The following is a 22,460-nucleotide window of genomic DNA, read 5'->3' on the forward strand; positions in this document are numbered from 1 at the left end:
TTTTGAGCCTTTTATTTGTTAAATCAAGCGCTTTATACTAGCATATAGGTATAAGATCTATAAAGGAGGATTTATTATATGAAAGTTGTTGTTGTTGGGACATCCCATGCAGGTTACGAAATGGTTCAAACCTTACTCAAGGCAGACCAAGATATCGAAATCGATCTCTACGAAAGTGGATCGACTATGTCCTTCCTGTCCTGTGGGATCCAGTCTTACTTAGAAGGCAAGTCCGATCATCTGGATGACCTCCACTATGCGACAGAAGACTCTTACAAGAAACAAGGTATCAATGCCTACACCAATAGCCAAGTGGTTGCTATTGACAGTGATGCAAAAGAAGTGACTGTTAAAGATGACCAAGGCGAACACCAAGTCAGCTATGACAAGCTCTTCTTAAGTCCAGGGGCTGTTCCGGTTGAACTCCCTATTGAAGGGACTGACCTCGACCACGTCTACTATCTGCGGGGCCGTGACTGGGCAGACCGCGTCAAAAAACGCATGGCTGAAGCCAAAGAAGCAGTCGTTGTGGGTGGCGGCTACATTGGGATCGAAGCAGCTGAAGCCTTCACCAAGGCTGGTATTAAGACAACTGTGATCGACAGCCAAGACCGCATCTTACCAACTTACCTGGACAAGGAATTCACCGAAGTCCTCGAAGCCCATGCAGCTGATAAAGGGCTCGACTTCCACGGCAATGAATGCGTCCAATCCATCGAAGGCAAAGATGGCCAAGTTGCCAAAGTGATTACAGACAAGGGTGAATACCCTGCCGACACTGTTCTCTTCGCTGTTGGGGTTAAACCAAACACCGAATGGCTCAAGGGTACCCTGGAATTGGATGACAAGGGCTTCGTTAAAGTCAACGAATACCTGGAATCCTCTGTGAAAGACATCTATGTTGCCGGTGATGCGACTGAAATCCCCTTTACCCCAACTGGTAAAGGCAAGGCCATCGCTCTCGCCAGCAATGCCCGCCGCCAAGCCGTTACAGCTGCCCAAAACATCATTGCTGGGGAAAATAAAGTCAAATCACCTAGCGTCAACGGGACTAGCGGCTTAGCCCTCTTCGACTACCACTTTGCGGCAACGGGGGTTAAGGATTGCGACAAGGCAGAAGTAGACGGTGAAGTGGAAAGTCAATTCCTACAAATTCCTGTCCTGCCTAAATTTATGAAAGACGACCAAGATGTCTTCATGAAGATCCACTACCGCAAGGACGACCACAAATTAGTTGGGGCACAAATCATGTCCACCGTCAACTTAGCACGGGACATCAACACCCTATCCGTTGCCATCTCAGCCGGTTGGACCCTCGAAGATCTCGCCTTAGCCGACTTCTTCTTCCAACCCGAATACGACAACACCTGGCACTACTTCAACCAAGTCGCCCAAGAAGCACTCGGTCAACGCTTCGGCAGCGACAAACAATTGTTTTAAAAAAAGGGTGTGAAGGCTGGCGCTTAGCTTTCGTTCACTGGAACAAGTCACCAGAGCAGTCAAGCAGACTGCGGCGGTGACTTGTGAAGTGACACGAAAGCTGCCAGCCTGAACCCGACTACAGGGTATGAGCAAGAGCGCTAAGAAGCTTTTGCCTCTGCAAACCCAAGTAAACAGACCACTTTAAAGCTAGGCCACCCGCCTAGCTTTTTTGCTTGCTTTTTGTTAGACTAAAGGCAAAAAAGGAGGACCCTATGTCCGAAATTAATGAAGTCACGTCCTGGATCTTTGACGAAGAAGTGCCTGTTCCAGATGACGTTCAAAAGATGTTAGTGCCAGGTGAAGAAGCCTTCCGCGCCTTTAAAACCATCCGTGATGTGGCTATCTTTACCAACAAGCGCTTGATTGTCCGCGATAGCCAGGGCCTAACCGGCAAGAAGATTGAAATCTACAGCCTCCCCTACCGGTCCATCAACATGTGGTCTACGGAAAATGCGGGCCGGCTCGACTTCACTTCTGAAATCGAACTCTGGACCCGGGCAGGCCATATCAAGATCAGCCTCGGCCGCAAGGTAGACGTCCGCGAATTCGACGACCTCCTCGCCCGCGTTTGTCTCTAACTGCATAATAAAAAGTGCCGATTCTCTCGATAAAAAGAGAATCGGCACTTTTTATTTAGTAGCTAGCGATTAAAGTTATCGCCTTAGAACGATCTTAAGACCAGGAGTGGGGCGTTGAAACTGAGACTTAGCCATGGCTCTTTAGCGATTACTTTCAAGAGGTAGCGGATGCTCGCTAGCGCTATCTATTTCTAAGCGATTTTTATTTAACCACTAAATCTTTCAACTGTTTTTCCATTTCTTCCTGGTTCAAACCGGCCTGGGTGAGGGCAGCGGCGTTGTAGGCACCTTCGACAAAGGCAGTGTCATAGATGGTGATTTTTTTGTCGGACATTTCCTGGACCATTTCCAGGTTCATCTTGGCTGAGCCGAGGTCATAGAAGGCGTAGATCTGGTCGGCTTGGGAGGCCTCGATGGCAGCTTGGATCCGTTCGAAGGAGGTCCCGATGCCACCATCATCTAGCCCAGCGGCCTGGATAATTTCGACGTCCTTAGCTACTTCTTCCAAGAGGTCAACCACACCCTGGGCTAGGCCTTCCACGTGGGAAACTAAAAGAATGGCGCTAGTCATTGAGAACACCTGCTTCCACTAGGGCCTTGAGCCAGTAAGCGGTGGACATAGCTCCGGGATCGATGTGGCCAACTGACCGTTCGCCCACATAGGAAGCCCGACCTTTGCGCGCCTGCATGTCCTCTGTCGCTTGAACCCAGCTGTCGATCTGATCCGCGGTCAGCTTTCCTTCCTGGGCAGCTTCCGCAGCGGGCAGCCAGACATCCAGCATGGTCTTGTCCCCAGCTTGGGCATGGCCGCGCTTGGCGATCCCATCTGCTGCTGCCTGGATAGCGGCTCCCCAGTCGCCCGCTTGACCCTGCAAGGCCTTGGCCATCTCCAAGAAGGCCGTCCCGTAGAGCGGACCCGAAGCCCCGCCAACCTTGGACATCATCGCCATGGCTGCCGCCTTTAAGAGGTCCACCACTGAGGCATCCTCCGCTTGGTCGTCCAGCTTCTCTTGGAGGGCATCCACGCCCCGCTTCATGTTGCCACCATGGTCCCCGTCCCCGATTGGCGTATCGAGTTCGGACAAATAGTCCTTGTTTTCCGTAACTTTTTGGCTAAAAAGGCTTAAAGCCTCGCGCACTGCTTGTTCTTGACTCATGTCTACCATCCTTCCACGTCAACATCGGCTTGGAGTAGGTCCAGCCAATCGTCTTCTAATTTTAAGAAAGTCAGGGAAATCCCTGCCATATCAATCGAGGTCATCAGGTTACCGACCTTGGTGAAGGCAATGTCCAAGTCCTCGTCTGCTAGGAGGCCCATCACATCATTTAAAAAGATATATTGCTCCATCAGCGGCGTAGCCCCCATGCCGTTGACGAGGATGGCATAGCGGTCCCCGGCCTGCCAGTGGTTATAGGCCTTCAGCTTCTCCAACATTTCTTGGGCCATCGCCCGGGAAGGTTGGAGTTTTTCGCGTTTGTAGCCGGGCTCACCGTGGATGCCGACCCCGAACTCGATCTCATCATCGGCCAAGTTGAAGCCTTGCTTGCCGGACTCTGGGACTGTGGCGCCAGACAAGGCTAGGCCGATGGAGGATAAATGATCGACTACCTGCTGACCCAGGCTGGCTAAGTCTTCCAGACTGGCTCCAGACCGGGCAGCAGCGCCAAGAATCTTATGAACGAAGACAGTGCCAGCCACCCCGCGCTTGCCCTGGGTGAAGTCGGAATCTTCCACCGCAATGTCGTCATCCACGACCACCTTAGCCACCGGAATATCGTCCATCTCCGCCATCTCCATGGCCATCTCGAAGTTCATGATATCCCCCGAATAATTCTTGATCACCAGCATGACTCCCTGGCCCTGGTTGGCTTCCTGGATGGCCCGGTAAACCTGGTCGGAAGTTGGCGAAGTGAAGACCTGGCCACAAACCGCTCCCATCAGCATGCCATCCCCAATAAAGCCGGCATGGCTAGGCTCGTGCCCGCTGCCCCCACCACTAATGACCGAAACTTGGTCGGGCCGGTCCTTGGCTAGGAGGATTCCTGTATCCTCAATCCGCTCGATCTTGGGATTGGCCAGAACCATGCCCGAAAGCATCTCATCGACCACATCCGAAGCTTGGTTGATAATCTTTTTCATGATTGATCTTTCCTTTCTTTCATTCGATGCGCACATTCTTTTCTCCTATAATTTAACATAAAAGCGGTTTCTTTTCTATTTTTTAATCTTCTATTATACAGAGTAGTTGAGCATGCCTTGCACTGTTGAATTTGGGCCTTGAATTTCAATTGAATCAAAAAAAGATTCTTTGTTTTTATGGTGGATGACTACTGATTAAACAATAATTCTTTACCAACTTGTTTTGAGCAGGAGTTGAGCTTTGAATTTGATCGTTAGCCGTGACAAAGCAAGCGATGTGAATTAGGGATAGTCGGCGTTAGCCGTTACTAGCCCTTTGAAGCTCGCTAGGTGAGGGACCTTGGCCCGAGCCGGTGCCACGGCTCTTTAACGATTAAATTCAAAAGCGGAACGGATGCTCACTAGCACAATTTGATAAAGAAAGCAAAAAACTCCCAGCCTGGAAAGACTGGGAGGGGTGGTTTTAGCCGAGTATGTGGAAGAGGTAGGAGCCTAAGAGGATGATGGCAGCGAAGCCGTTGTTCATCATATGGAGTAGGATGGCGTCTTTGATGTTGTTCCGCCGGCGGTAGACCAGGTAGAGGGCCACCCCGATGATGATGTACATCACCGCCTCAACAATGTTACTGGACAAGTGGTTGAGACCAAAAATCACTGAACTCAAGACCAGGGGCCACCAGAAGCTCTCAGCCTTGAAGAAGAGGTGCTGGAAGATGCCCCGGAAGACCAACTCTTCTAAAAAAGGCACCGCAAAGCCCATCATAATGAAGAAGGCAATATTGGAAATAGGCGAGACCAAATCAGGATTACCGGAGAAGAGCATCTGGTCATTGGCCGATACCCCTGTCTCATACACAGCTTGGTTGGCCATGGTCAAGACTACCACCGCCACGCGAACCCCAATATAATAGAGGAAAACGATTCCTACGTCCTTCCATCCCAAGCGGTCGAAGTTATCCTTGCCTTGGGCGCGTTTGTAATAAAAATTATAAAGAAAACGGTAAGTCACATAAGCAAAAAGTAGAACTAAGAGGGTCAAAATAGCTACTACTGGCCATGATAACCTGTGGGAATTTCCGTTGACCACAAGCATCAAGCCCATAGGCAGGGTCCCCCAAACCATTAAGCCAAGCCATTTCAAAATATCCAAGAAGCGCTGCCCCCAGCCCTTCTCTTCCGTCGTATATTCTTCAGTCATCATCACGACCTCCTTTAACTTCATTTTAACACAGGCAAAAAGCCCAACTCAATCAAAAAGGGAAAGCGGTTTAACCAGCGGGTCCTTTCCCTCATAAGAGTCAGTCATGAAGCAGGCATCAAACTGCCATTTTTGTAAGAGAGAAAATTCCACTTTTTCCATAAGTTAAACATTGTTTTTTGGTAATTAACAATTTACTCATGAGCAGGAGTGAAGCGTTGAAGTTGATTGTTAGCCATGAACAAGCAAGCCAGGGTGCGAAGGCTAGTGGGAGAAATAGACCTCTGGAGCAAAGAGACAGAGAAGACTGAAAGTCTTCGGCGGCTCTTTGTGAAGAGGAGCTATTTCTGCTAGCTTGAACCCAACTAGAAGCGAATTACGGAGCGTAGGCTTTAGCCATACGGTCCGTTTAAGTCTCGCTAGGCGAGAGACCTTGGCTCGAGCCGGTGCTATGCTTTAGCCGTTGGAGCGATAGCGACTTACGGATAAAGTACAAGACGGCTTTAGCCAGTGTTGATCCTCTGAATATTTAACAATCAAATTCAAAAGCGGAACGGATGCTCATCATTACAATTTATATACCCATCCCCCAAAAAGAAAAAGCAGCAAGCCAAGCCTGCTGCTTCAATATCTATCGAACTATTTACGACGGCGTTCAGCAATCCGAGCTGCCTTACCGTGACGATCACGTAAGTAGTATAATTTCGCACGACGAACTTTACCTTGACGGATCACTTCGATTTGGTCAACACGTGGGGTATGAACTGGGAAAGTCCGTTCCACACCAACACCACTAGAAATCTTACGAACAGTGTAAGTTTCGCTGATACCTTGGCCGCGGCGTTTGATGACAACACCTTCGAAGATCTGGATACGTTCACGGTCACCTTCGACAACCTTAGCGTGGACACGAACGGTGTCACCAGGACGGAAGTCTGGGATATCAGAACGTAATTGTTCATTTGTAATGCTTTCAATTAATTTACTCATGTTTTTTCTCCTTCCAACAAACACTCATAGCAGGCCGTCCTGCCAGCGGAATATCGTTTGATACGTGACAATTACTCACAAGTACATAGTCTACCAAACTCGCGCGGATTTGTAAAGGATTATTTGAGATTTTTTTGGACCCAAGTGAGGACCTCAGGGAAGTTCATGCAGACCTGGTCCACATAGTCGTCAACCCCTTCAAATTCGCGGTCCCGGTGGTTGAGCCAAACCGTGTAGAAACCAGCTTCCTTGGCCGCCACCATATCGTGCTTGAAGTTATCGCCGAAGTAGACACTATCTTCAGGTCGGATACCCATCCGCTGGCAGATCAGGTCAAAAATTTCGCGCTCGGGTTTGGCCACCCCTACCTCTTCTGAAACCAGGATATAGGCTTCTGGAATCCAGTCCGTCAAGCCCATGGTCGCTACCTTGGCCCATTGCTTAGCGGTTTCGCCATTGGTAATGACACCCATGGCCTGGTCCGCTTCCTTGACTAGGTCGAGGACTTGGCGCATATCGTCTTGGAGGTCCAGGTCCTTTTGGTAGCGCTGGTAGGCTTCTTGGAAGGCCCAGCCTTGTTCACTGGAAATGTCAATCCCATCATCAGCCAGGGGGGACTGGATGCGCTTGATCTGCATCTGCTTGATGCCCTCGGGGTCGAAGGCAAGACCTGGGAATTCTGTATCCGAAATATAGCGGCTCTTCTTATACCAGATCGGCGCCCGATCCTGGTCCAAGTCGGGAAAGACCTCTGTCAAAGCCCGGCGGAAGGGATCCATCTGGTCGTAGAGGGTGTCATCAATATCAAAAATAAAATTCTTCAGCATAAACTCTCCTTCTCACTCTCTTCTCGCGTCACACATCCCCTCCATTCTAACACATTTCAGCCCCTTCCCTAGCGAATGAGAAAAATCTTAGGCGCCTCGTCATAAATTTCGCTGGAACTGACTTTTATGTTGCTTATTTCTTGGGCTCAGGCTAGCAGAAATAGGTCTTCTTCACAAGAAACTATAGAAGGCGGCCTTCAACCTTCTATGCTCTCTTGGTCTAGAGCTCTATTTCTCCCGCTAGCCTCCACCCCCTTTGAGATTTTCTTCACTTTACAATAGTGTTTTCAAAGCAAAAATGGTAGAATACAAGTGTACTTAATTTCTGAAGGGAGATTTTAAATTGGTTAAGACAATTATTGCCGGAAACTGGAAATTAAACAAGACTGCTGGGGAAGCGAAAAGCTTCATCGATGACTTAAAAGCCCAAGTGGACGCTGACGTGGACGCTGATGTGGTCGTTATCCCACCTGCCCTCTTCGTAGCTGACGCTGTGGAACGCACTCAAGATTCTGCCCTTAAAGTGGGAGCCCAAAACTGCTACTCTGAAGATAGCGGTGCCTTCACAGGCGAAACTAGCCCTGCTGCCTTGAGCGACCTCGGCGTAGACTATGTGGTCCTCGGCCACTCCGAACGCCGCGAAATCTTCAAAGAAACTGACGAAGAGATCAACGCTAAGGTGAAAGCTGCCTTAGACAACAAGTTGACCCCTATCCTCTGTGTGGGTGAAACGCTTGAACAACGTGAAGCTAATGAATACGTGGCCTTCATCACGGAACAATTAAAGGCTGCCCTCAAAGGCTTAGACGCTAATGACATCTCACAAGTTGTCTTCGCTTACGAACCCATCTGGGCGATCGGAACTGGTAAGACAGCTTCTGCCCAAGACGCAGAAGAAGTCTGTGCAGAAATCCGTCAAGTCATTGCGGAATTGACTTCAGAAGATGTCGCTAAAGAAGCCAGCATCCTCTACGGCGGTTCTGTTAAAGCCGCTAACGCCAAAGAAATCCTATCCCAAGACAACATCAACGGCGTGCTCGTTGGTGGCGCCAGCCTAGAAGTTGACAGCTTCACTGGGATTATTGATGCGGTTAAATAAGTTGATCTAAAATTTAAATAAAGATAGAGCCCCCAAAAGCCTGGTAGTGGTCAGCTTTTGGGGGCTTTGTTTGCTGATTCAATGAATTGTGCTGGTGAGCATGCCTTGCGCTTTTGAATTTGGCCCTTGAAGAGCCGTGGCACCGGTTCGGGCCAAAGTCCCTCACCTAGCAAGCTTCAAACGCCTAGTAACGGCTGACGCCGACTAGCCGTAATTCACATCTAGTCGGGTTTGCAAGAGCAGCTTTGGAGTGCTTTCGCAAGTTGGAAACGTGCAAGCGGGCTTGCCCTTATTCCAACTTACTCCAAGCATCCAAAGCTGAACGCTCTTACTCGCACCCTGATGCTTGCTTGGTCACGGCTAAGGGCCAACTTCAACTCTCCACTCCTGCTCAAAAGTAACTGATATAGATTTTTTATTTCTAATTACACATTACAAAAGGAAAGCTTTCTTTTTAAATAATAGCTAGGGATAGCTATAGTGCTTTTGACTTTGATCATTGAATTTAAGAGGAGTAGGAAAAACTGTATTTTTTATTTCCTAGTCAATAAGTGCTGTTTTTGACTCTTATCGATTGAAAGCACTTATGTTTTCTTGTTAGAATGGAGGTGCAAGAGGCAGTGAGTTTTTTAGAGAGGAGCTGGCAAGTGATGAAGGACAACAAGACCATTCGCAATATCTTAATTTTTGTGGGCGGCTTAGTCGTCGGTATTCTATTGAGCACACTCTTTAACGTCATGGCCCCCTTCTAGCCTATCATAAGCAGTCAGGCCTCCTAACGGTATGTGTTGGGAGGCCTGTTTTTATTTTACAGTCATTAGATTTCGACATGCTTGACGAGTTTATAAGGGCTATCTCTTTAATCGTAGGCCTTGAATATTAAGCCATGAATGATGAAAAAGATGATCACAAAAGAAAGAAAATCAATCAACAGATTGTCTAAATTTATCCAATTTCCTAGCACACTTTGGATAATAAAAGCTAGGGCAAGGGTTATGACATCGAGTATAAAATTCTTCATAGTTCCTCCTTAAATTAAATGATGCTTCAAACTTCGAAAATCATTGTCGCTAAGGATTAATCTTCACAATCTCTCAAGATAAAAAAGTAAAAAGTTAAGGCTATAATCACTGCCGGAAGGATGGCAATTACATTATAAGCCAAGAACTTCTGCAGAACAAAAACAAGAATATGACTGGCCGACGTGTCGAGCACATACTGGAACTTCCCGGCCACCCCATCCACAATAATTGTGATCGCAAAAATAAGGAAATAGGCATAAAAGCCATACTTGGCACTCAACTGGCGCTTTCTTAACTGGTCATTCATTACAGGCCTCCTCTATCTAATCATCACTCACTTAATCTTCCTTCTTACCATCATCCTTGAAGCCCATACCGATTCCCGTACCGACTGCAAGACTCAATCCAATACCAAGGGGCACACTATCAATCGTCCACTCCAGGAACACGCCAACTATCATCGCTAAACCAAGCCAGAATCCAAAATTATCTTTCATACCTTTCCTCCCCCAATCGATAACCACACTTGAAAGATTAAATTTTCTTAGCTTCTAAAACTACTGTAAAGGCTTTAGCTTCCCTTGTCAATCAATATTGGTTTTATTTTTTATTATATATGCAGAAATTATATATATATATATATAAGCAAAGGCTATTATATTTGCTGTTTTGAATTAATAAAAAGAGTCAGCTCAAGGCCGACCTTTATATCCCATAGAATCTAATCGCATCATGCATAAGATAATGCTAGGGGTCAGGCTATTCATCCCCTTCAAAAGCAACACCTACAGAAGCTCCGATGATTAAACCAAAACCTATTCCAATCCCGAGTCTACCTGTTAATACACCGAAAACTACTCCAAAAATTAATCCTAAACCAATCCACAATTCCAAGTTATCCTTCATTACCACTCCTCCTTGACTTCAAAAGAATCATAAATCCATCTTACAAATTCACTTTAAAACTTCTCAAACTGCTCATCAAATGTAATAAGCAGCAGATAAGAAAGCAAAGCAGATCCTCACCAGCACCTCTTCACTTATCCAAGCCCTATTAAATACACACTTTTTTAATTTGGCAGCCATTCACTCGTGAGCAGGAGTGGAGCGTTGAAGTTGGTCCTTAGCCATGAAAAGCAAGTAAAGCGAATTACGGAGCGTAGGCTTTAGCCGTACGGTCCGTTTGAGATTTGCTAGGCGAGGGACCTTGGCCCGAACCGATGCCATGGCTCTTCAAAGACCAAATTCAACAGCGCAACGCATACTCACCAGCACAATCCTATTTGTCAATTACTCATATTACACACATCTTTTAATTTGGCATCAATTCACTCGTGAGCAGAAGCGGAGTTTGAAAGTGATCGTTAGCCATGAATAAGCAAGCGATGTAAATTAGGGATAGTAGGCACTAGCCGTACTAGCCCTTTGAAGCTCGCTAGATGAGGGACCTTGGCTCGCACCGGTGCTATGCTTTAGCCGTTGGAGCGTTAGCGACTTACGGATAAAATACAAGACGGCTTCAGCCGTGTTGATCCTCTGAATTTTAACGATCACTTTCAAGACGGAGCGCATGCTCACCAGCACCATCCCAAACCATTCCAAATTAAAAGAGCCAGCCCCCAGGCCGACTCTTCCATCCACTTTATGCATTAATCAAAACATCCAATCCCGCTGCCAAAAATCCCCCTAACATGGGGCCAAGAATGGGCACCCAGGCATAAGACCACTGGCTAGACCCCTTATGAGGAATAGGCAGGAAGCTGTGGGCCAAGCGAGGGCCAAAGTCCCGGGCTGGGTTGATGGCGTAGCCGGTGGGGCCGCCCAGGGAGACCCCGATGCTGACGATCAGGGCGCTGACCACTGCGGTACTGAGGCCTGGCGCCATTTCGGTATTGGCGAAGGCTAGAATCCCGTAGGCCAGGATGAAGGTGCCAATAACTTCCGCGATCACATTATCCAGCGGCGAGTCGATAGCTGGCGCCGTGGCGAAGGTCCCCAGGATAGTATCTGGGTCTTCGGTCCGGGCGTAGTGGGGCCGGTAGAGGAGCCAGACACAGGCGGCTCCTAGGACAGCTCCCAAGACTTGGGCCAGGACATAGGCCAGGAAGGTCCCCCAGCTGATGGCCCCTCTGAGGGCGAAGGCCAAGCTGACGGCTGGGTTGAGATGAGCCGGTCCCATGTGGCCAGTAGCGTAGGCAGCGATAGCGACAGCCAGGCCCCAGCCCAGGGTGATGGTCAGCCAGCCAGCGTCCTTGCCCTTGGTCCGGTCCAGGCTGACATTGGCCACGACCCCGTCCCCGAGGAGGACCAGGAAGGCCGTTCCAAGAAATTCTCCGAGTACATCTGTCGGCATGGTGGTCCCTCCTTATCCGGCCTGGTCCTTGAGGGCTTGCAGGTCGTTTTCTTCGATAGTGGCTTTGAGCTGGTCGAGCTGGGCTTGTTTTTCCTCAGCGGTCCAGTCATAGGCGCTTGCCATGATATCCAAGACCGGTGCGATCATATGGTCCACTTCATCCCGCTTGAAGAGTAGGTAGTTAGTCCGGCGCAGGAAGTAGTCCACTGGGGTCAGGGTCATTTCATAGGCCATGGCATAGGCCAGCATGACATTTTCCTTGAGGGTCAGGCGGTCATCCTTGTCGATTTGATCGACGAGTTGGAAGACTTGAGGAGCGTTGGACCCATAGAGGGAGGCAATTTCATAGGCTTCTTCATTGGTCAAGCCCCGGCTCACCCCAATTTGGGCATAGGCTTCGAATTCGCGCTCGATATTGTCGGGGTTGATTTCCCCGCCTGAGACAGGATAGGTCCGTGAGTTGATAGCTCGGAAGTGACGGTCGAATTTTTCCGCTAAGATGGCAATAATCTTCTCGAGGGCACCGGCGGCCATCTTGCGGTAGTCGGTGATCTTGCCGCCAGCCAGGGTGATTAAGCCGTTATCATCGATCGAGAGGTCAGAGCCCCGGGAGACTTCGGATGGTTTCAATTGTTGTTCGGACAGGCTGCCTTCTAAGTTAGCCACGACGCCTTCAACTTGTTCGCGGGTCTCTTCCTCCTTGAGATAGGCTTGAACTGACTGGATCAAGCGGTCGAAGCTGTCGTCGGTCAACTTGCCGCTGTCGCCCCCGTTGTAGTCGGAAGAGGAGTTGCCGGCGAGGAGTGGCCGGAGCCCTGCCCAGGAAGACTCCACGTCGTCTAAGCTAATATCCGCATCAGGGAAACGTCCGTTGACAGCCGCCAGGAGATAGTCCACGTCTTCTTGGGTCACTTGGGGGTGCTTGAGGTCGCCCCGGTAGTCGGTATCGGTGGTCCCGAAGTAGGTCTTATTCTCTCTTGGGATGACAAAGATCATCCGGCCGTCATTGTGGCCGCTGTCGAAGTAGACAGGGTGGTTGACTTTGAGTTTGGCGGAATCGATGACCAAGTGAACGCCCTTGGTAGGTCGCATTTGATGGATAGCTTCTTGGTCAGACCGGTCCAAGTTCCGGGTCTTATCGGACCAAGGCCCCGTGGTATTGATGACCACCCGCGCCTTGATTTCAAATTCTTGGTCGGTCAAACGGTCCAAGGCGCGAACCCCTGTAATTTCGCCGGCTTCATTATAAGTATAGCCGACTGCTTGGACCCGGCTGGCTACTAGGGCTCCATCGTCTTGGGCGCGTTTGATGTTTTCGATAACCAGGCGGATGTCGCTATTGTTGAAGTCGAGGTAGCGGCCCCCACCCAGTAAGCCTTCTTGCTTGAGGGCCGGTTCTTCAGCCAGGACTTCTTCCTTGGAGAGGACCTTGTTGGCATAAGGCGAGGTCTGGATGCCTGCCAGGAGGTCGTAGAGGTCCATGGCGACTTTGAGCCGGAAGAGGTTAAAGGTGGCGCCCTCTTCATCATAGACCGGCAAAATCATAGGGTCAGGCTTAGGAATATGAGGGGCAATCTGTTGGACGACCGCCCGTTCCTTAACAGTATCGGAAACGACTTCCACGTCGAAGTGTTTGAGATAGCGGATCCCCCCATGGACGAGCTTGGTCGACCGGCTGGAGGTCCCTTCCGCGAAGTCCTGCATCTCAATCAGACCGGTTTCAAGTCCCGAAGCAGCGGCTTGTAAGGCCACGCCGGCCCCGGTAATCCCCCCACCGATCACGAGCAGGTCGAGTTCCCGGTCCTGCATCTTTTGGATGGCTTGTTGACGGCTTTGGTATGAAAATTTCATGGTTTATCCTCCTCTAAAGATTCTCTTGTGCTTGGTCACTTGTATCGGCGAAGACCTGGGTGGCTTTCACGGCCCGGGTCCAGCCCTTGTAGAGTTGTTCCTTGCGGGCATTGTTCATGGACGGATTGAAGGCTTGGTCGACCGCATTGAGGGTCTTCAATTCTTCCAGGTCGTCCCAGTAGCCCACTGCTAGGCCAGCTAGGAAGGCGGCACCCAGGGCAGTGGTTTCCAGGTTTTGGGCCCGGGCGATTTCAATGCCTAGGATATCCGCTTGGAACTGCATGAGGTAGTTGTTCATAGCAGCCCCACCGTCTACCTTGAGGACATTGATGGGCATGCCCGTGTCCTTCTCCATGGTGTCGATGATGTCCCGGGTCTGGTAGGCCAGAGATTGGAGGGTCGCCTTGACAAAGTCTTCGCGACTGGTCCCCCGGCTGAGGCCAAAGACGGCACCCCGGGCATCCGAATTCCAGTAAGGGGCGCCCAGGCCAGTAAAGGCGGGCACCACATAAACCTCGTCCTCGGACTTAGAAGCCCGGGCCAGGTCTTCAGATTCGGGCGAGGACTGGATCAATCGCATGCCGTCCCGCAGCCACTGGATGGCCGAGCCTGCCACGAAGATGGACCCCTCCAAGGCATAGTGGATCTCGCCATCAATCCCATAAGCAATGGTCGTAATCAAACGATTGTCCGAGAGCTGGAAGTCCGAGCCGGTATTCATAATAATGAAGGCCCCGGTCCCGTAAGTATTCTTGACCATGCCCGGTTCAAAAGCCAGCTGGCCGAAGAGGGCTGCCTGTTGGTCCCCCGCCATCCCAGCAATTGGAACCTCAGCCCCGTAGAAGTGGAAGGGAATGGTGTGGCCGTAGACCTCTGAATTGGACTTAACTTCCGGCAGCATGCAGCGCGGAATATTAAGCAGGTCCAGGATCTCTTGGTCCCAGTCCAGTTCTTTCAGGTTAAAGAGCATGGTCCGGGCAGCGTTGGAGTAGTCCGTCACATGGCACTTGCCATCGGTCAGCTTCCAGACAATCCAAGAATCAATGGTCCCGAAGAGGAGTTCCCCTTTTTCGGCGCGTTCCTGGGCCCCGTCCACATGGTCCAAGATCCAGCGAATCTTGGTGGCTGAGAAGTAGGCGTCGATCACAAGCCCCGTCTTCTGGCGGATCATTTCCGTGTGGCCAGCCTCCTTGAGCTGGTTGGCGATAGCTGCCGTCTGCCGGGACTGCCAGACAATGGCGTTATAGATTGGCGTACCGGTTTCCTTGTCCCAGATAACGGTGGTTTCCCGCTGGTTGGTGATGCCGATTCCTTCAATCTGCTCGGGCTTAAGCCCAGATTCGATAAAGGCCCCTGCAATCACCGATTGGACAGAATTCCAGATGTGGTTAGCGTTGTGCTCCACCCAGCCACCGTGGGGGAAGATCTGGTCAAATTCTTTTTGATAGGAGCCCACGTTCTCACCCTGGTGGTTGTAGATGATGGCCCGTGTGGAAGTGGTTCCTTGGTCAATTGCCATAATGTATTTTTCCATCTTAGCCTCCTGTTTTCCGAATGGTTTTGGTCTGATTTCTAAGTTCTGTCTATATTATACCGGTAGCGCTTACATAGATGGTCTTAACTTTTTTAGGATTTTGAAAAAAGCTGATAGTTCCTGGGGGTAGCTTTATTAATCCTGCTGGTGAGCATGCGTTCCGCTGTTGAATTTGGGCCTTGAAAAGCCATGGCACCGGCTCGAGCCTTGGTCTCTCACCTAGCAAATCTCAAACGGACCGTACGGCTAAAGCCTACGCTCCGTAATTCGCTTTACTTGCTTTTTCATGGCTAAGGCCCAACTTCAACGCTCCACTCCTGCTCACAAGTAAATAGCAAAATTAAACTATATCAGTCTTTAATATTAGCAAATGAATTAAAAAAATGAGATTTCGGCGATGGACTTTAACTAGAGGAGCTGATCTTGACAGATTTCGCATAGGCTTTATCTAATGAGTTGAGAGTATTATTCTTGTGATCTTTTTTTCATTTTTGTTAGATTGGGGATGTAGCTAAGCCCAGAGAATAATTGCTTTGAGGGATGATTTGTTTATGGAAAAATATAAAGAGATTTCATTTTGGGTCATTGTCAGTATTTTTACAATCGATCATTTTATTCGATTGTTTATTAACCCGAACTGGGGCCAGGCGATTCGAGATGTCACAAGTTCCCTCCCCCTAGTCTTAAAAATTATGATTACTCTATTATTTATTATCTTACTTGTTTGGTTGTTTCCTTACAAGAAACATGACTAGCAAAGGAGTGATCCCTCTTGAAAGATACCCTACAGATGATAACGATTCTTGTCTTAATTATTTCTAATTACTTGACGATTAAACGCTGCCACGAATTACAAAAGAAGCTTGATGCTAAGAATAAGCCAAAAGGATGAGGTCCAAGTTTGGGCGTCATCCTTTTTATTTTTAAAAATTGTCTGGTGAGCATGCGTTCCGCCTTGAAAGTGATCATTAAAGAGCCGTGGCACCGGCTCGAGCCAAGGTCTCTCGCCTAGCATTCTTCAAACGGCTAGTAAGGCTACCGCCAACTAGCCGTAATTCATAATGCTTGCTTTTTCACGGCTAACGATCCCTTTCAAGCTCCACTCCTGCTCACAAGTAAATTGCAAAAAATTTTATTATCTAATAATCAATTAAAAAGATGAATTTCTGAGCTGTGCTTGTCTAGTAAAATTATAAAGTAAAAGGATGACGCCTATAGTATGGCTATCATCCTTTTGCTTTCTGCTTTTCTTTGGCTAAACTATTGACTTAAGGAGTAACTTTTTGCTGGAGGAGCTGTTTGAGGGATTTGAGGTCGTAGGGGGTTAGGGGCTGGTCGAGGTAATAGCTGCTTTGGGGATTGTCATCAGCTTGGCGGTAGTCGCTGATGAGGAAGTCGTAGGGCATGCCTTCCTGGTAGCTGTCCAGGCTGAGGCGGCGGTGGATTTCTAGGTGCTGGCGTAATTCCAGCATGGTCTTCTGGTCCAGGTTGGTTAAGGGATCCAGGCGGACGGCGACTTGGTAGACGGCTTCTTCCCTCAGGTCGAGCGTCTCCAAAGTCTGGCCCCACTTCCACTGAACCCAGGTCAGGAGGTCGCCCCGGTCCGTGAGGGAGATAGGCAGGGTTTTGGGCACGACTTGGGCTAAGAGCTCGCGAGCAGCTTGGTCGTAAGATGTAGCCGAGCTTGGGAGGGGCGCTTGGAGGAGGAAACCTTGGAAGTAGCTGAGGGCGGAGTAGGACTGGCCGGCCTCATAGACGATCCGGGCCTTTTCTCGCTTGTCCAGGCTTTGGTGCTGGTTGAGCAGGCGGACGGTCTGGCTGGTGGCTGCCATGATGGGTCCGCCGTAGCCCAGGAATTGTTCATTGACGCTGGGCGAGAGCAGGTAGTGGGAGGTCAGGAAGAGGACCTGGCTGACCAGGTCGCCCTCCTGGAAGTCCCGGGCCAGGCGCGCCTGGTAGCGGAGGAGGTGTTGGCGGGCCCGTTGGTAGAAGGGACGATCCTGGAGGTCGGCACTGATTCGGTAGAGGCTTTCATAATCGCGTTCCTTTAAGCGAGCCAGGCGCTGGGTCACATAGAGCCAGAGGGCCAGCCGGTCTTCCCCGCGCGGCGTGAAGGGTCCCTTGTTAATCTTCTCAAAATAAGGCAGGTAGGCTTTTAAATCATAATGCTTAATCAGTGCCTCCTTGGTCGCTGGCGGCAGGCTGATGGCGTAGAGCTGGTAGTAAAAATAGAGGATTTGTTGGTGGGGGCCCTTGAGCCGGCCGTTTCTGATCTGCAGGTCAAATTCCTGGAGGTCTTGGTTGAGCTGGGCCAGGTGGCGGTTGAGGGTGGCCTCGGAGACCAGGAGATGGTCGGCCAATTGGTTGATGGCGAACTCCCCTTTGTCAAATAAGTAGTCCAGGATCTGGTACTTGATGCTGTCCTGGAGAAAATAGGCCAGGATGTCTTCTAGGGAGAGCTGGTGGTCTAGCCAGAGATTGACCTGGTCACCCTGCCAGTCCAAGCGCCAAGCTATGTCCCCTACTTGACCGGCTTCCTGGATTGCGCGCAGGTACTTGTCCAGGGTGGCTTGGGAGAGGTCGACCTGGTCTTTGAGCGTCTTGGTCGCCAGGGGGCCAGCTTGGTGGATGAGCTGGTGGACGACTTGGTAGGTTGCTGCCTGGCTGCGTTCCATTAATTGGCTAATCTGCATGGTCGCCCTCCCCTCCATCTAAAATTCGACGCCGGGTCCGCCAGTGCTGGTGGATGGCCTGGAAGTAGTCTGGGTCAAACAAGGCCTGGCGCCCTTGATAGAGATTGGCTTGAAGGCTCAGAAACTGATCGGTCAGCCCCGCTTGGAGGGCCGTTGCCATCAAGGACAGGACGGCTTGACTAGTCGCTCGGTTCGGCAGGCAGGCTTGGAAGCCCAAAATCTTGCCTGAACTTTCCGCACTGATGATCTGGATAGCCAGTCCATCCCCCTCATAGCGGGTCAGGCAATAGGCCAGGTCCTGGTAGTCCGCCTCGGCCTGGCTAATCCCGCCCGTAAAATAAATCTTATGATCCAGGGTTACTGCCTCAATCCGCTGGGAAGTCGGAAGCGGATAGCGGGGAGCATTGAGGTTCAAGGCAGCTAGGCGGCCGGTCTGCTTGGCATGGCCAACTAGGGGCAGGTAGGTCTGGCTCTGGTCAGGACCAAATGGCAGGCGGACCAAGTCACCGCAGGCAAAAATCCCGGGCGCCGACGTTTGGAGGTAGGCGTCCACCCAGATGGTCCCGTCCGGATTGAGGGTCAGCTGGTCCTGGACCAGGTCCGTTCGCGGCGCCAAGTTAATAGCAAAGTGGACGGCATCAGCTCGGTAGGTCTCCCCCTGGGTCTTGACCTTAACTCCGCTCGCGTCCGTTTCAAAAGATTGGTAGGTCGACTGGCAGTGGACCTGGACACCCAGCTGGATGAGCTGGTCTTGGAGCCGCTTGCCTAGCCCAGGGTCAAAGAGCTTGTAGGCGAGATAAGGTCCCGCCTCGATGAGGGTCACTTGCTTGCCCAGCTGGCAGTAGAGACTAGCAGCTTCTATGCCGATAGGACCGCCCCCAACCACTAGGATATGGTCCGCCTGACTGATGATTGCCTGACTCTGCCGACTGGTCGCACAGTCCTTGGTACGGATTAGGCGCTGGGCCTGGTCCAAGCTCAGGTCTTTAGGATAGACCTGGCTGCCCATGGCGAGGATCAGGTAGTCGTAAGCCTGGTGAGAGGCTTTGCCAGCCTCCTGGTAAGTTATGGTCCGGTCCTCGACCTGGATCGCCTGGACCGGTGCTTGCAAGTGGCAGTCAATCCTCTGTTCCTGAAGCTGGTCAAGGCTGGCGGTCGCTCCCTGACTCAAGTCCGCCAAGCGCCCCGTCAAAACCTCCCTCAAGCTGTTCGGGCTAAAAGCCAATTCCTCCCCAGCTTCAAAAAGCTTGACCTCCGCTTCGGGATATTCCTCCCGGCAAGCCAAAGCCGCCGCCACTCCCGCAAAAGAGCCACCGATAATCACAATTCGCATGGTCTTCCCTCCTCTTGATTTCTACTTTCTTCCTATTATAGAGAGACGAGCTGGGAAATGCAAAAGTGTCACTGGCTATTTTATAAATTTCGAGAGCGAAGAAAAACCGGGCGATTTTACCCGGTTTCATAGCACTTTATTCGTCATTTTCTTCCTGGTCGGCTTGGATATCAGCCAACCAGATTTTTTCTTGGTCGGAGAGGTCATAGTCTTCGAGGAGGTCTGGTCGGCGTTCCAGGGTCCGGCGCAAGGATTCTTTTTGCTTCCACTCAGCGATCTTGGCGTGGTCGCCGCTGAGGAGGATGTCGGGGACGGCCATGCCATTGAATTCGCGCGGCCGGGTGTATTGGGGGTGCTCCAAGAGGCCGGTGGAGAAGGAGTCTTCGACCACGGATTCGGCATTGCCGACTGCATCATCCAGGAGGCGGACGGTAGCGTCAATCACTGCCATGGCCCCTAGTTCGCCCCCGGTTAGGACAAAGTCGCCCAGGGAAATTTCATCCGTGACATAGTGGCGGATCCGCTCGTCATAGCCCTCATAGTGGCCACAGATAAAGATCAAGTGGTCCGCCTGGGCTAAGGATTCGGCTTGGGCTTGGTCGAAAGTTTTGCCTGCTGGATCGAGGAGAATGACCCGCTTGTCGGTGTCGGGATGGCTCGCTTTAATCGCTTCGAGCGCCCGGTAGATGGGCCCCACCTGGAGCAGCATGCCAGCCCCGCCGCCGAAGGGATAGTCGTCCACATGACCGTGCTTGTTTTCGGCGTATTGGCGGAAGTCGGTGATCCGAATCGAGACCAGACCTTTTTCCTGGGCCTTGCCGATGATGGACTGGGTCAGGGGCGCAAACATTTCGGGGAATAAACTTAAAACATCAATCTGCATTAATCGATCAATCCTTCCATGGGGTCAATCAGGACATAGCCCTCGTCCAGGTTGACCTCCTTGACCACATCTTCGATATAAGGGAGGAGGATATCCGCCCCCTTGGCAAAACGTTGGACATGCCAGACATCATTGGGACCTAGCGCCGTAATCTCCCGGACCCGGCCCAAGCGCTCGCCCTCTGTCGTGCGAACTTCCAGGCCGATGATGTCTTCATAGTAGAAGGCCCCCTCTTCCAGGTCGTCCTCGCGGTCCTCGCTGGCTACCATGAGCACCATGCCCTTAAACGGCTCCACATCGTTAATGGACGGGTAACCCTTGAAGTGGAGGATGTGGAAGTTCTTGTGAACGTAGTGCTTGTCCACTTCCACCTCCGTCACCGCTTTGCCCTTGTCGAAGAGGGTCAACCGGCTCCCCACTTGGTAGCGCTGGTCTGGAAAATCGGTGGACGAAATCACGCGGACATCGCCGCGAATGCCGTGGGTATTAACCAGTTTCCCCACCTGATAATAAGTCTCTGTCATCTGCATGACCTCCCTTTACTGGTTTTGATTGTAAAGAAACAATATTTGTCTTAGTAATAAATAGATAGTGAATAGGGTTTAGTATAGATGATTACAATTTATTAGTTAATGCTAGCAAAAAAGATTTACTATATCATCTATGTTGAGCAGGAGTGGAGCTTTGATTTGATCGTTAGCCATGAATAAGCAAGCGATGTGAATTAGGGATAGTTGGCTTTAGCCTTACTAGCCCTTTGAAGCTCGCTAGGCGAGAGACCTTGGCTCGACCCAGTGCTATGCTTTAGCCGTTGGAGCGCTAGCGACTTACGGATAAAGTACAAGACGACTTCAGCCGTGTTGATCCTTTGAACGTTTAACGATCAAATTCAAAAGCGTAACGGATGCTCTCAGCATGATTCAGCAAAAAGCTCGATGCTCTTATTTAAAAAAGCTAGGGCAGTGTCGCCCTAGCTCATTCTAGCATATTTGTGACGTGTTAGTCAGATTTGCAAGTACACTCCAAAGCTGGATGCTCTTGCTCACACCCTAGTTGGGTTCGGTCGCGCAGAAGTGGCTCCTCTTCACAAAAAAATCTTTCAAAGGCTTGCAGCCTTCTCAAGCTTTTTGCTCCAGAGGTCCACTTCTACCCGCGCTCCCTCACACCCTTTTCTAGTTGGGTTCAGGCTGGCAGAAATAGCTCCTCTTCACAAAGATCCGCCGAAGACTTCCAGTCTTCTCTGGATCTTTGCTCCAGAGGTCTATTTCTCCCGCCAGTCTTCACACCCTTTTCTAGTCGGGTTCAGGCTGGCAGACTCGGAGTGATTTCACAAGTCGGAAACGAGCAATTGCTTCGCTCTTTTTCCGACTTGCTCCAATCATCCGAGTCTAAGCGCCAGCCTTCACCCCCTTCTAATCTCCATCCCGATCAATGAGTAAGCGGACGCGGCGGTGGTTTTCGACGCGGACGCTATAGAGAATGGTGCGAATGGCATTTGCTACACGGCCACCTTTACCGATCACACGCCCCACATCCTCTGGGTTTAATTGCAGGTGGTATTCTAAGTATTCGTCACCATCGACAATTTCCAGGTGGATATCTTCTGGATATTTTACTAACGGTGTAACAATCGTTAGCAGTAAATTTTCAATATCTGGCATGCTGGCTCATCCTAGTCTTATTTGTTGTTTTTAGCTTCGTGGTGTTTCTTCATGATCCCTTGACGAGAAAGGATGTTGCGAACAGTATCAGTTGGTTGCGCACCGTTAGCTAACCATTTAAGAGCTAATTCTTCATCAAGAACAACTTCTTCAGGTTCAGTTGTTGGGTTGTAAGTCCCAATCTTTTCGATGATACGACCATCACGTGGTGCACGTGCGTCTGCTGCAACAATACGGTAGAATGGGTTACGTTTAGCACCCATACGTTTTAAACGAATTTTAACTGCCATGAGTTAATTTCCTCCTTGTTTCTTTTCAATATATATTTTCTTTAATCACATTTGTATACTATATCAGCTTTTCTCCGGCTTGTAAAGTATTTTTTCTTTACAGGCCTATTTTTTATCAAGTCAAGCCTGGGCAGCCAGCACAGAGAAAAAGATTCTGCTAGCTACTTATTGCATCTTCCTTTGAGATAATGCAGTTTTTCGGCATTTTACTGCATCTTCCTGCAAGACAATGCAGTTTCTCGGCACTTTACTGCATCTTCTCTCAAAATAATGCAGTTTCCCTAGAACCACAAAATCAAGAAAAGGGCAAAACTAGTCAAAGTCGCCCTTGTTAAATACATTTAAATTTTTCCAATGCCGTCTAATGATTAAGCAATTCATGTTTGGAAATTTAGATGTGAGCAGGAGTGGAGCGTTGAAGTTGGGCCTTAGCCATGAAAAGCAAGTAAAGCGAATTACGGAGCGTAGGCTTTAGCCGTACGGTCCGTTTGAGATTTGCTAGGCGAGAGACCAAGGCTCGAGCCGG

Annotated in this window: 21 protein-coding genes; 3 read left to right on the plus strand and 18 right to left on the minus strand. The window is 50.1% G+C overall.

Annotation, left to right across the window (positions count from 1 at the left end):
* The first annotated feature begins 78 nt into the window (after positions 1 to 78).
* Together AWM72_RS01645 and AWM72_RS01650 are read left to right on the plus strand one after the other, a co-directional pair.
* Positions 79 to 1,440 carry an FAD-dependent oxidoreductase gene (locus tag AWM72_RS01645; protein WP_067972185.1) on the plus strand — a complete coding sequence of 454 codons (1,362 nt, stop codon included), beginning with the start codon at positions 79 to 81 and terminating at the stop codon, positions 1,438 to 1,440.
* A 254-nt stretch (positions 1,441 to 1,694) separates the two neighbouring features.
* Positions 1,695 to 2,060, plus strand: coding sequence for a PH domain-containing protein (locus tag AWM72_RS01650; protein ID WP_067972188.1), 366 nt, complete (start codon positions 1,695 to 1,697; stop codon positions 2,058 to 2,060).
* A 202-nt stretch (positions 2,061 to 2,262) separates the two neighbouring features.
* Here the strand turns inward: AWM72_RS01650 and dhaM are convergent, their stop codons facing one another.
* From dhaM to AWM72_RS01680, 6 genes are all read right to left on the minus strand, one after another.
* Positions 2,263 to 2,631, minus strand: a complete 369-nt coding sequence (gene dhaM, locus AWM72_RS01655; protein ID WP_067972191.1) for a dihydroxyacetone kinase phosphoryl donor subunit DhaM — start codon at positions 2,629 to 2,631, stop codon at positions 2,263 to 2,265.
* Positions 2,624 to 3,217: a dihydroxyacetone kinase subunit DhaL gene (dhaL, locus tag AWM72_RS01660; protein ID WP_067972194.1), complete on the minus strand. Its 594-nt coding sequence runs from the start codon at positions 3,215 to 3,217 to the stop codon at positions 2,624 to 2,626. The genes dhaM and dhaL overlap by 8 nt, the downstream gene beginning before the upstream one ends.
* 2 nt (positions 3,218 to 3,219) lie before the next feature.
* On the minus strand, positions 3,220 to 4,200 hold the full coding sequence (gene dhaK / locus AWM72_RS01665) for a dihydroxyacetone kinase subunit DhaK (RefSeq protein ID WP_067972201.1): 981 nt from the start codon (positions 4,198 to 4,200) through the stop codon (positions 3,220 to 3,222).
* Between the two features lie 463 nt (positions 4,201 to 4,663).
* A complete protein-coding gene (locus AWM72_RS01670; RefSeq protein WP_158444710.1) occupies positions 4,664 to 5,398 on the minus strand; it encodes a CPBP family intramembrane glutamic endopeptidase in 735 nt (244 codons plus the stop codon).
* Between the two features lie 639 nt (positions 5,399 to 6,037).
* Positions 6,038 to 6,388, minus strand: a complete 351-nt coding sequence (gene rplS, locus AWM72_RS01675; RefSeq protein WP_067972206.1) for a 50S ribosomal protein L19 — start codon at positions 6,386 to 6,388, stop codon at positions 6,038 to 6,040.
* 119 nt (positions 6,389 to 6,507) lie between these two features.
* A complete protein-coding gene (locus AWM72_RS01680) occupies positions 6,508 to 7,215 on the minus strand; it encodes an HAD family hydrolase (protein ID WP_067972209.1) in 708 nt (235 codons plus the stop codon).
* Positions 7,216 to 7,558: 343 nt separating this feature from the next.
* On the opposite strand from AWM72_RS01680, the gene tpiA reads away from it, so the two are divergent.
* The gene (gene tpiA, locus AWM72_RS01685) at positions 7,559 to 8,314 is read left to right on the plus strand and encodes a triose-phosphate isomerase (RefSeq protein ID WP_067972212.1); all 756 of its coding nucleotides are present in this window, start codon (positions 7,559 to 7,561) and stop codon (positions 8,312 to 8,314) included.
* 1,077 nt (positions 8,315 to 9,391) lie between these two features.
* Here tpiA and AWM72_RS01690 read toward each other — a convergent pair.
* The 12 genes from AWM72_RS01690 to rpsP form a co-directional block, all read right to left on the minus strand.
* Positions 9,392 to 9,643 carry a hypothetical protein gene (locus tag AWM72_RS01690; protein ID WP_067972213.1) on the minus strand — a complete coding sequence of 84 codons (252 nt, stop codon included), beginning with the start codon at positions 9,641 to 9,643 and terminating at the stop codon, positions 9,392 to 9,394.
* Between the two features lie 31 nt (positions 9,644 to 9,674).
* Positions 9,675 to 9,833, minus strand: a complete 159-nt coding sequence (locus AWM72_RS09430) for a hypothetical protein (protein ID WP_168140240.1) — start codon at positions 9,831 to 9,833, stop codon at positions 9,675 to 9,677.
* A 262-nt stretch (positions 9,834 to 10,095) separates the two neighbouring features.
* Positions 10,096 to 10,242 carry a glycine zipper family protein gene (locus AWM72_RS09270; protein WP_230080845.1) on the minus strand — a complete coding sequence of 49 codons (147 nt, stop codon included), beginning with the start codon at positions 10,240 to 10,242 and terminating at the stop codon, positions 10,096 to 10,098.
* A 736-nt stretch (positions 10,243 to 10,978) separates the two neighbouring features.
* The gene (locus AWM72_RS01700) at positions 10,979 to 11,689 is read right to left on the minus strand and encodes an MIP/aquaporin family protein (protein ID WP_067972219.1); all 711 of its coding nucleotides are present in this window, start codon (positions 11,687 to 11,689) and stop codon (positions 10,979 to 10,981) included.
* A gap of 12 nt (positions 11,690 to 11,701) precedes the next feature.
* Positions 11,702 to 13,540 (minus strand): type 1 glycerol-3-phosphate oxidase, encoded by a 1,839-nt coding sequence (gene glpO, locus AWM72_RS01705; RefSeq protein WP_067972222.1) that lies wholly within the window; start codon positions 13,538 to 13,540, stop codon positions 11,702 to 11,704.
* 13 nt (positions 13,541 to 13,553) lie between these two features.
* On the minus strand, positions 13,554 to 15,074 hold the full coding sequence (gene glpK, locus AWM72_RS01710; protein WP_067972224.1) for a glycerol kinase GlpK: 1,521 nt from the start codon (positions 15,072 to 15,074) through the stop codon (positions 13,554 to 13,556).
* Positions 15,075 to 16,342: 1,268 nt separating this feature from the next.
* A complete protein-coding gene (locus AWM72_RS09340; RefSeq protein WP_067972229.1) occupies positions 16,343 to 17,767 on the minus strand; it encodes an AcpB/EbpR/MafR family transcriptional regulator in 1,425 nt (474 codons plus the stop codon).
* Complete coding sequence (locus AWM72_RS01725) at positions 17,757 to 19,100, minus strand: NAD(P)/FAD-dependent oxidoreductase (RefSeq protein ID WP_067972230.1); 1,344 nt, start codon at positions 19,098 to 19,100, stop codon at positions 17,757 to 17,759. The genes AWM72_RS09340 and AWM72_RS01725 overlap by 11 nt, the downstream gene beginning before the upstream one ends.
* Before the next feature lie 136 nt (positions 19,101 to 19,236).
* Positions 19,237 to 19,983: a tRNA (guanosine(37)-N1)-methyltransferase TrmD gene (gene trmD, locus AWM72_RS01730; RefSeq protein WP_067972233.1), complete on the minus strand. Its 747-nt coding sequence runs from the start codon at positions 19,981 to 19,983 to the stop codon at positions 19,237 to 19,239.
* Entirely contained in the window at positions 19,983 to 20,507 is a 525-nt protein-coding gene (rimM, locus tag AWM72_RS01735) for a ribosome maturation factor RimM (RefSeq protein WP_067972237.1), read from the minus strand. The genes trmD and rimM overlap by 1 nt, the downstream gene beginning before the upstream one ends.
* 888 nt (positions 20,508 to 21,395) lie before the next feature.
* Positions 21,396 to 21,644, minus strand: coding sequence for a KH domain-containing protein (locus AWM72_RS01740; protein ID WP_067972240.1), 249 nt, complete (start codon positions 21,642 to 21,644; stop codon positions 21,396 to 21,398).
* A gap of 17 nt (positions 21,645 to 21,661) precedes the next feature.
* The gene (gene rpsP / locus AWM72_RS01745) at positions 21,662 to 21,934 is read right to left on the minus strand and encodes a 30S ribosomal protein S16 (RefSeq protein WP_067972242.1); all 273 of its coding nucleotides are present in this window, start codon (positions 21,932 to 21,934) and stop codon (positions 21,662 to 21,664) included.
* Positions 21,935 to 22,460: the final 526 nt, after the last annotated feature.

Source organism: Aerococcus sanguinicola, from assembly GCF_001543145.1.
Taxonomy (GTDB): domain Bacteria; phylum Bacillota; class Bacilli; order Lactobacillales; family Aerococcaceae; genus Aerococcus; species Aerococcus sanguinicola.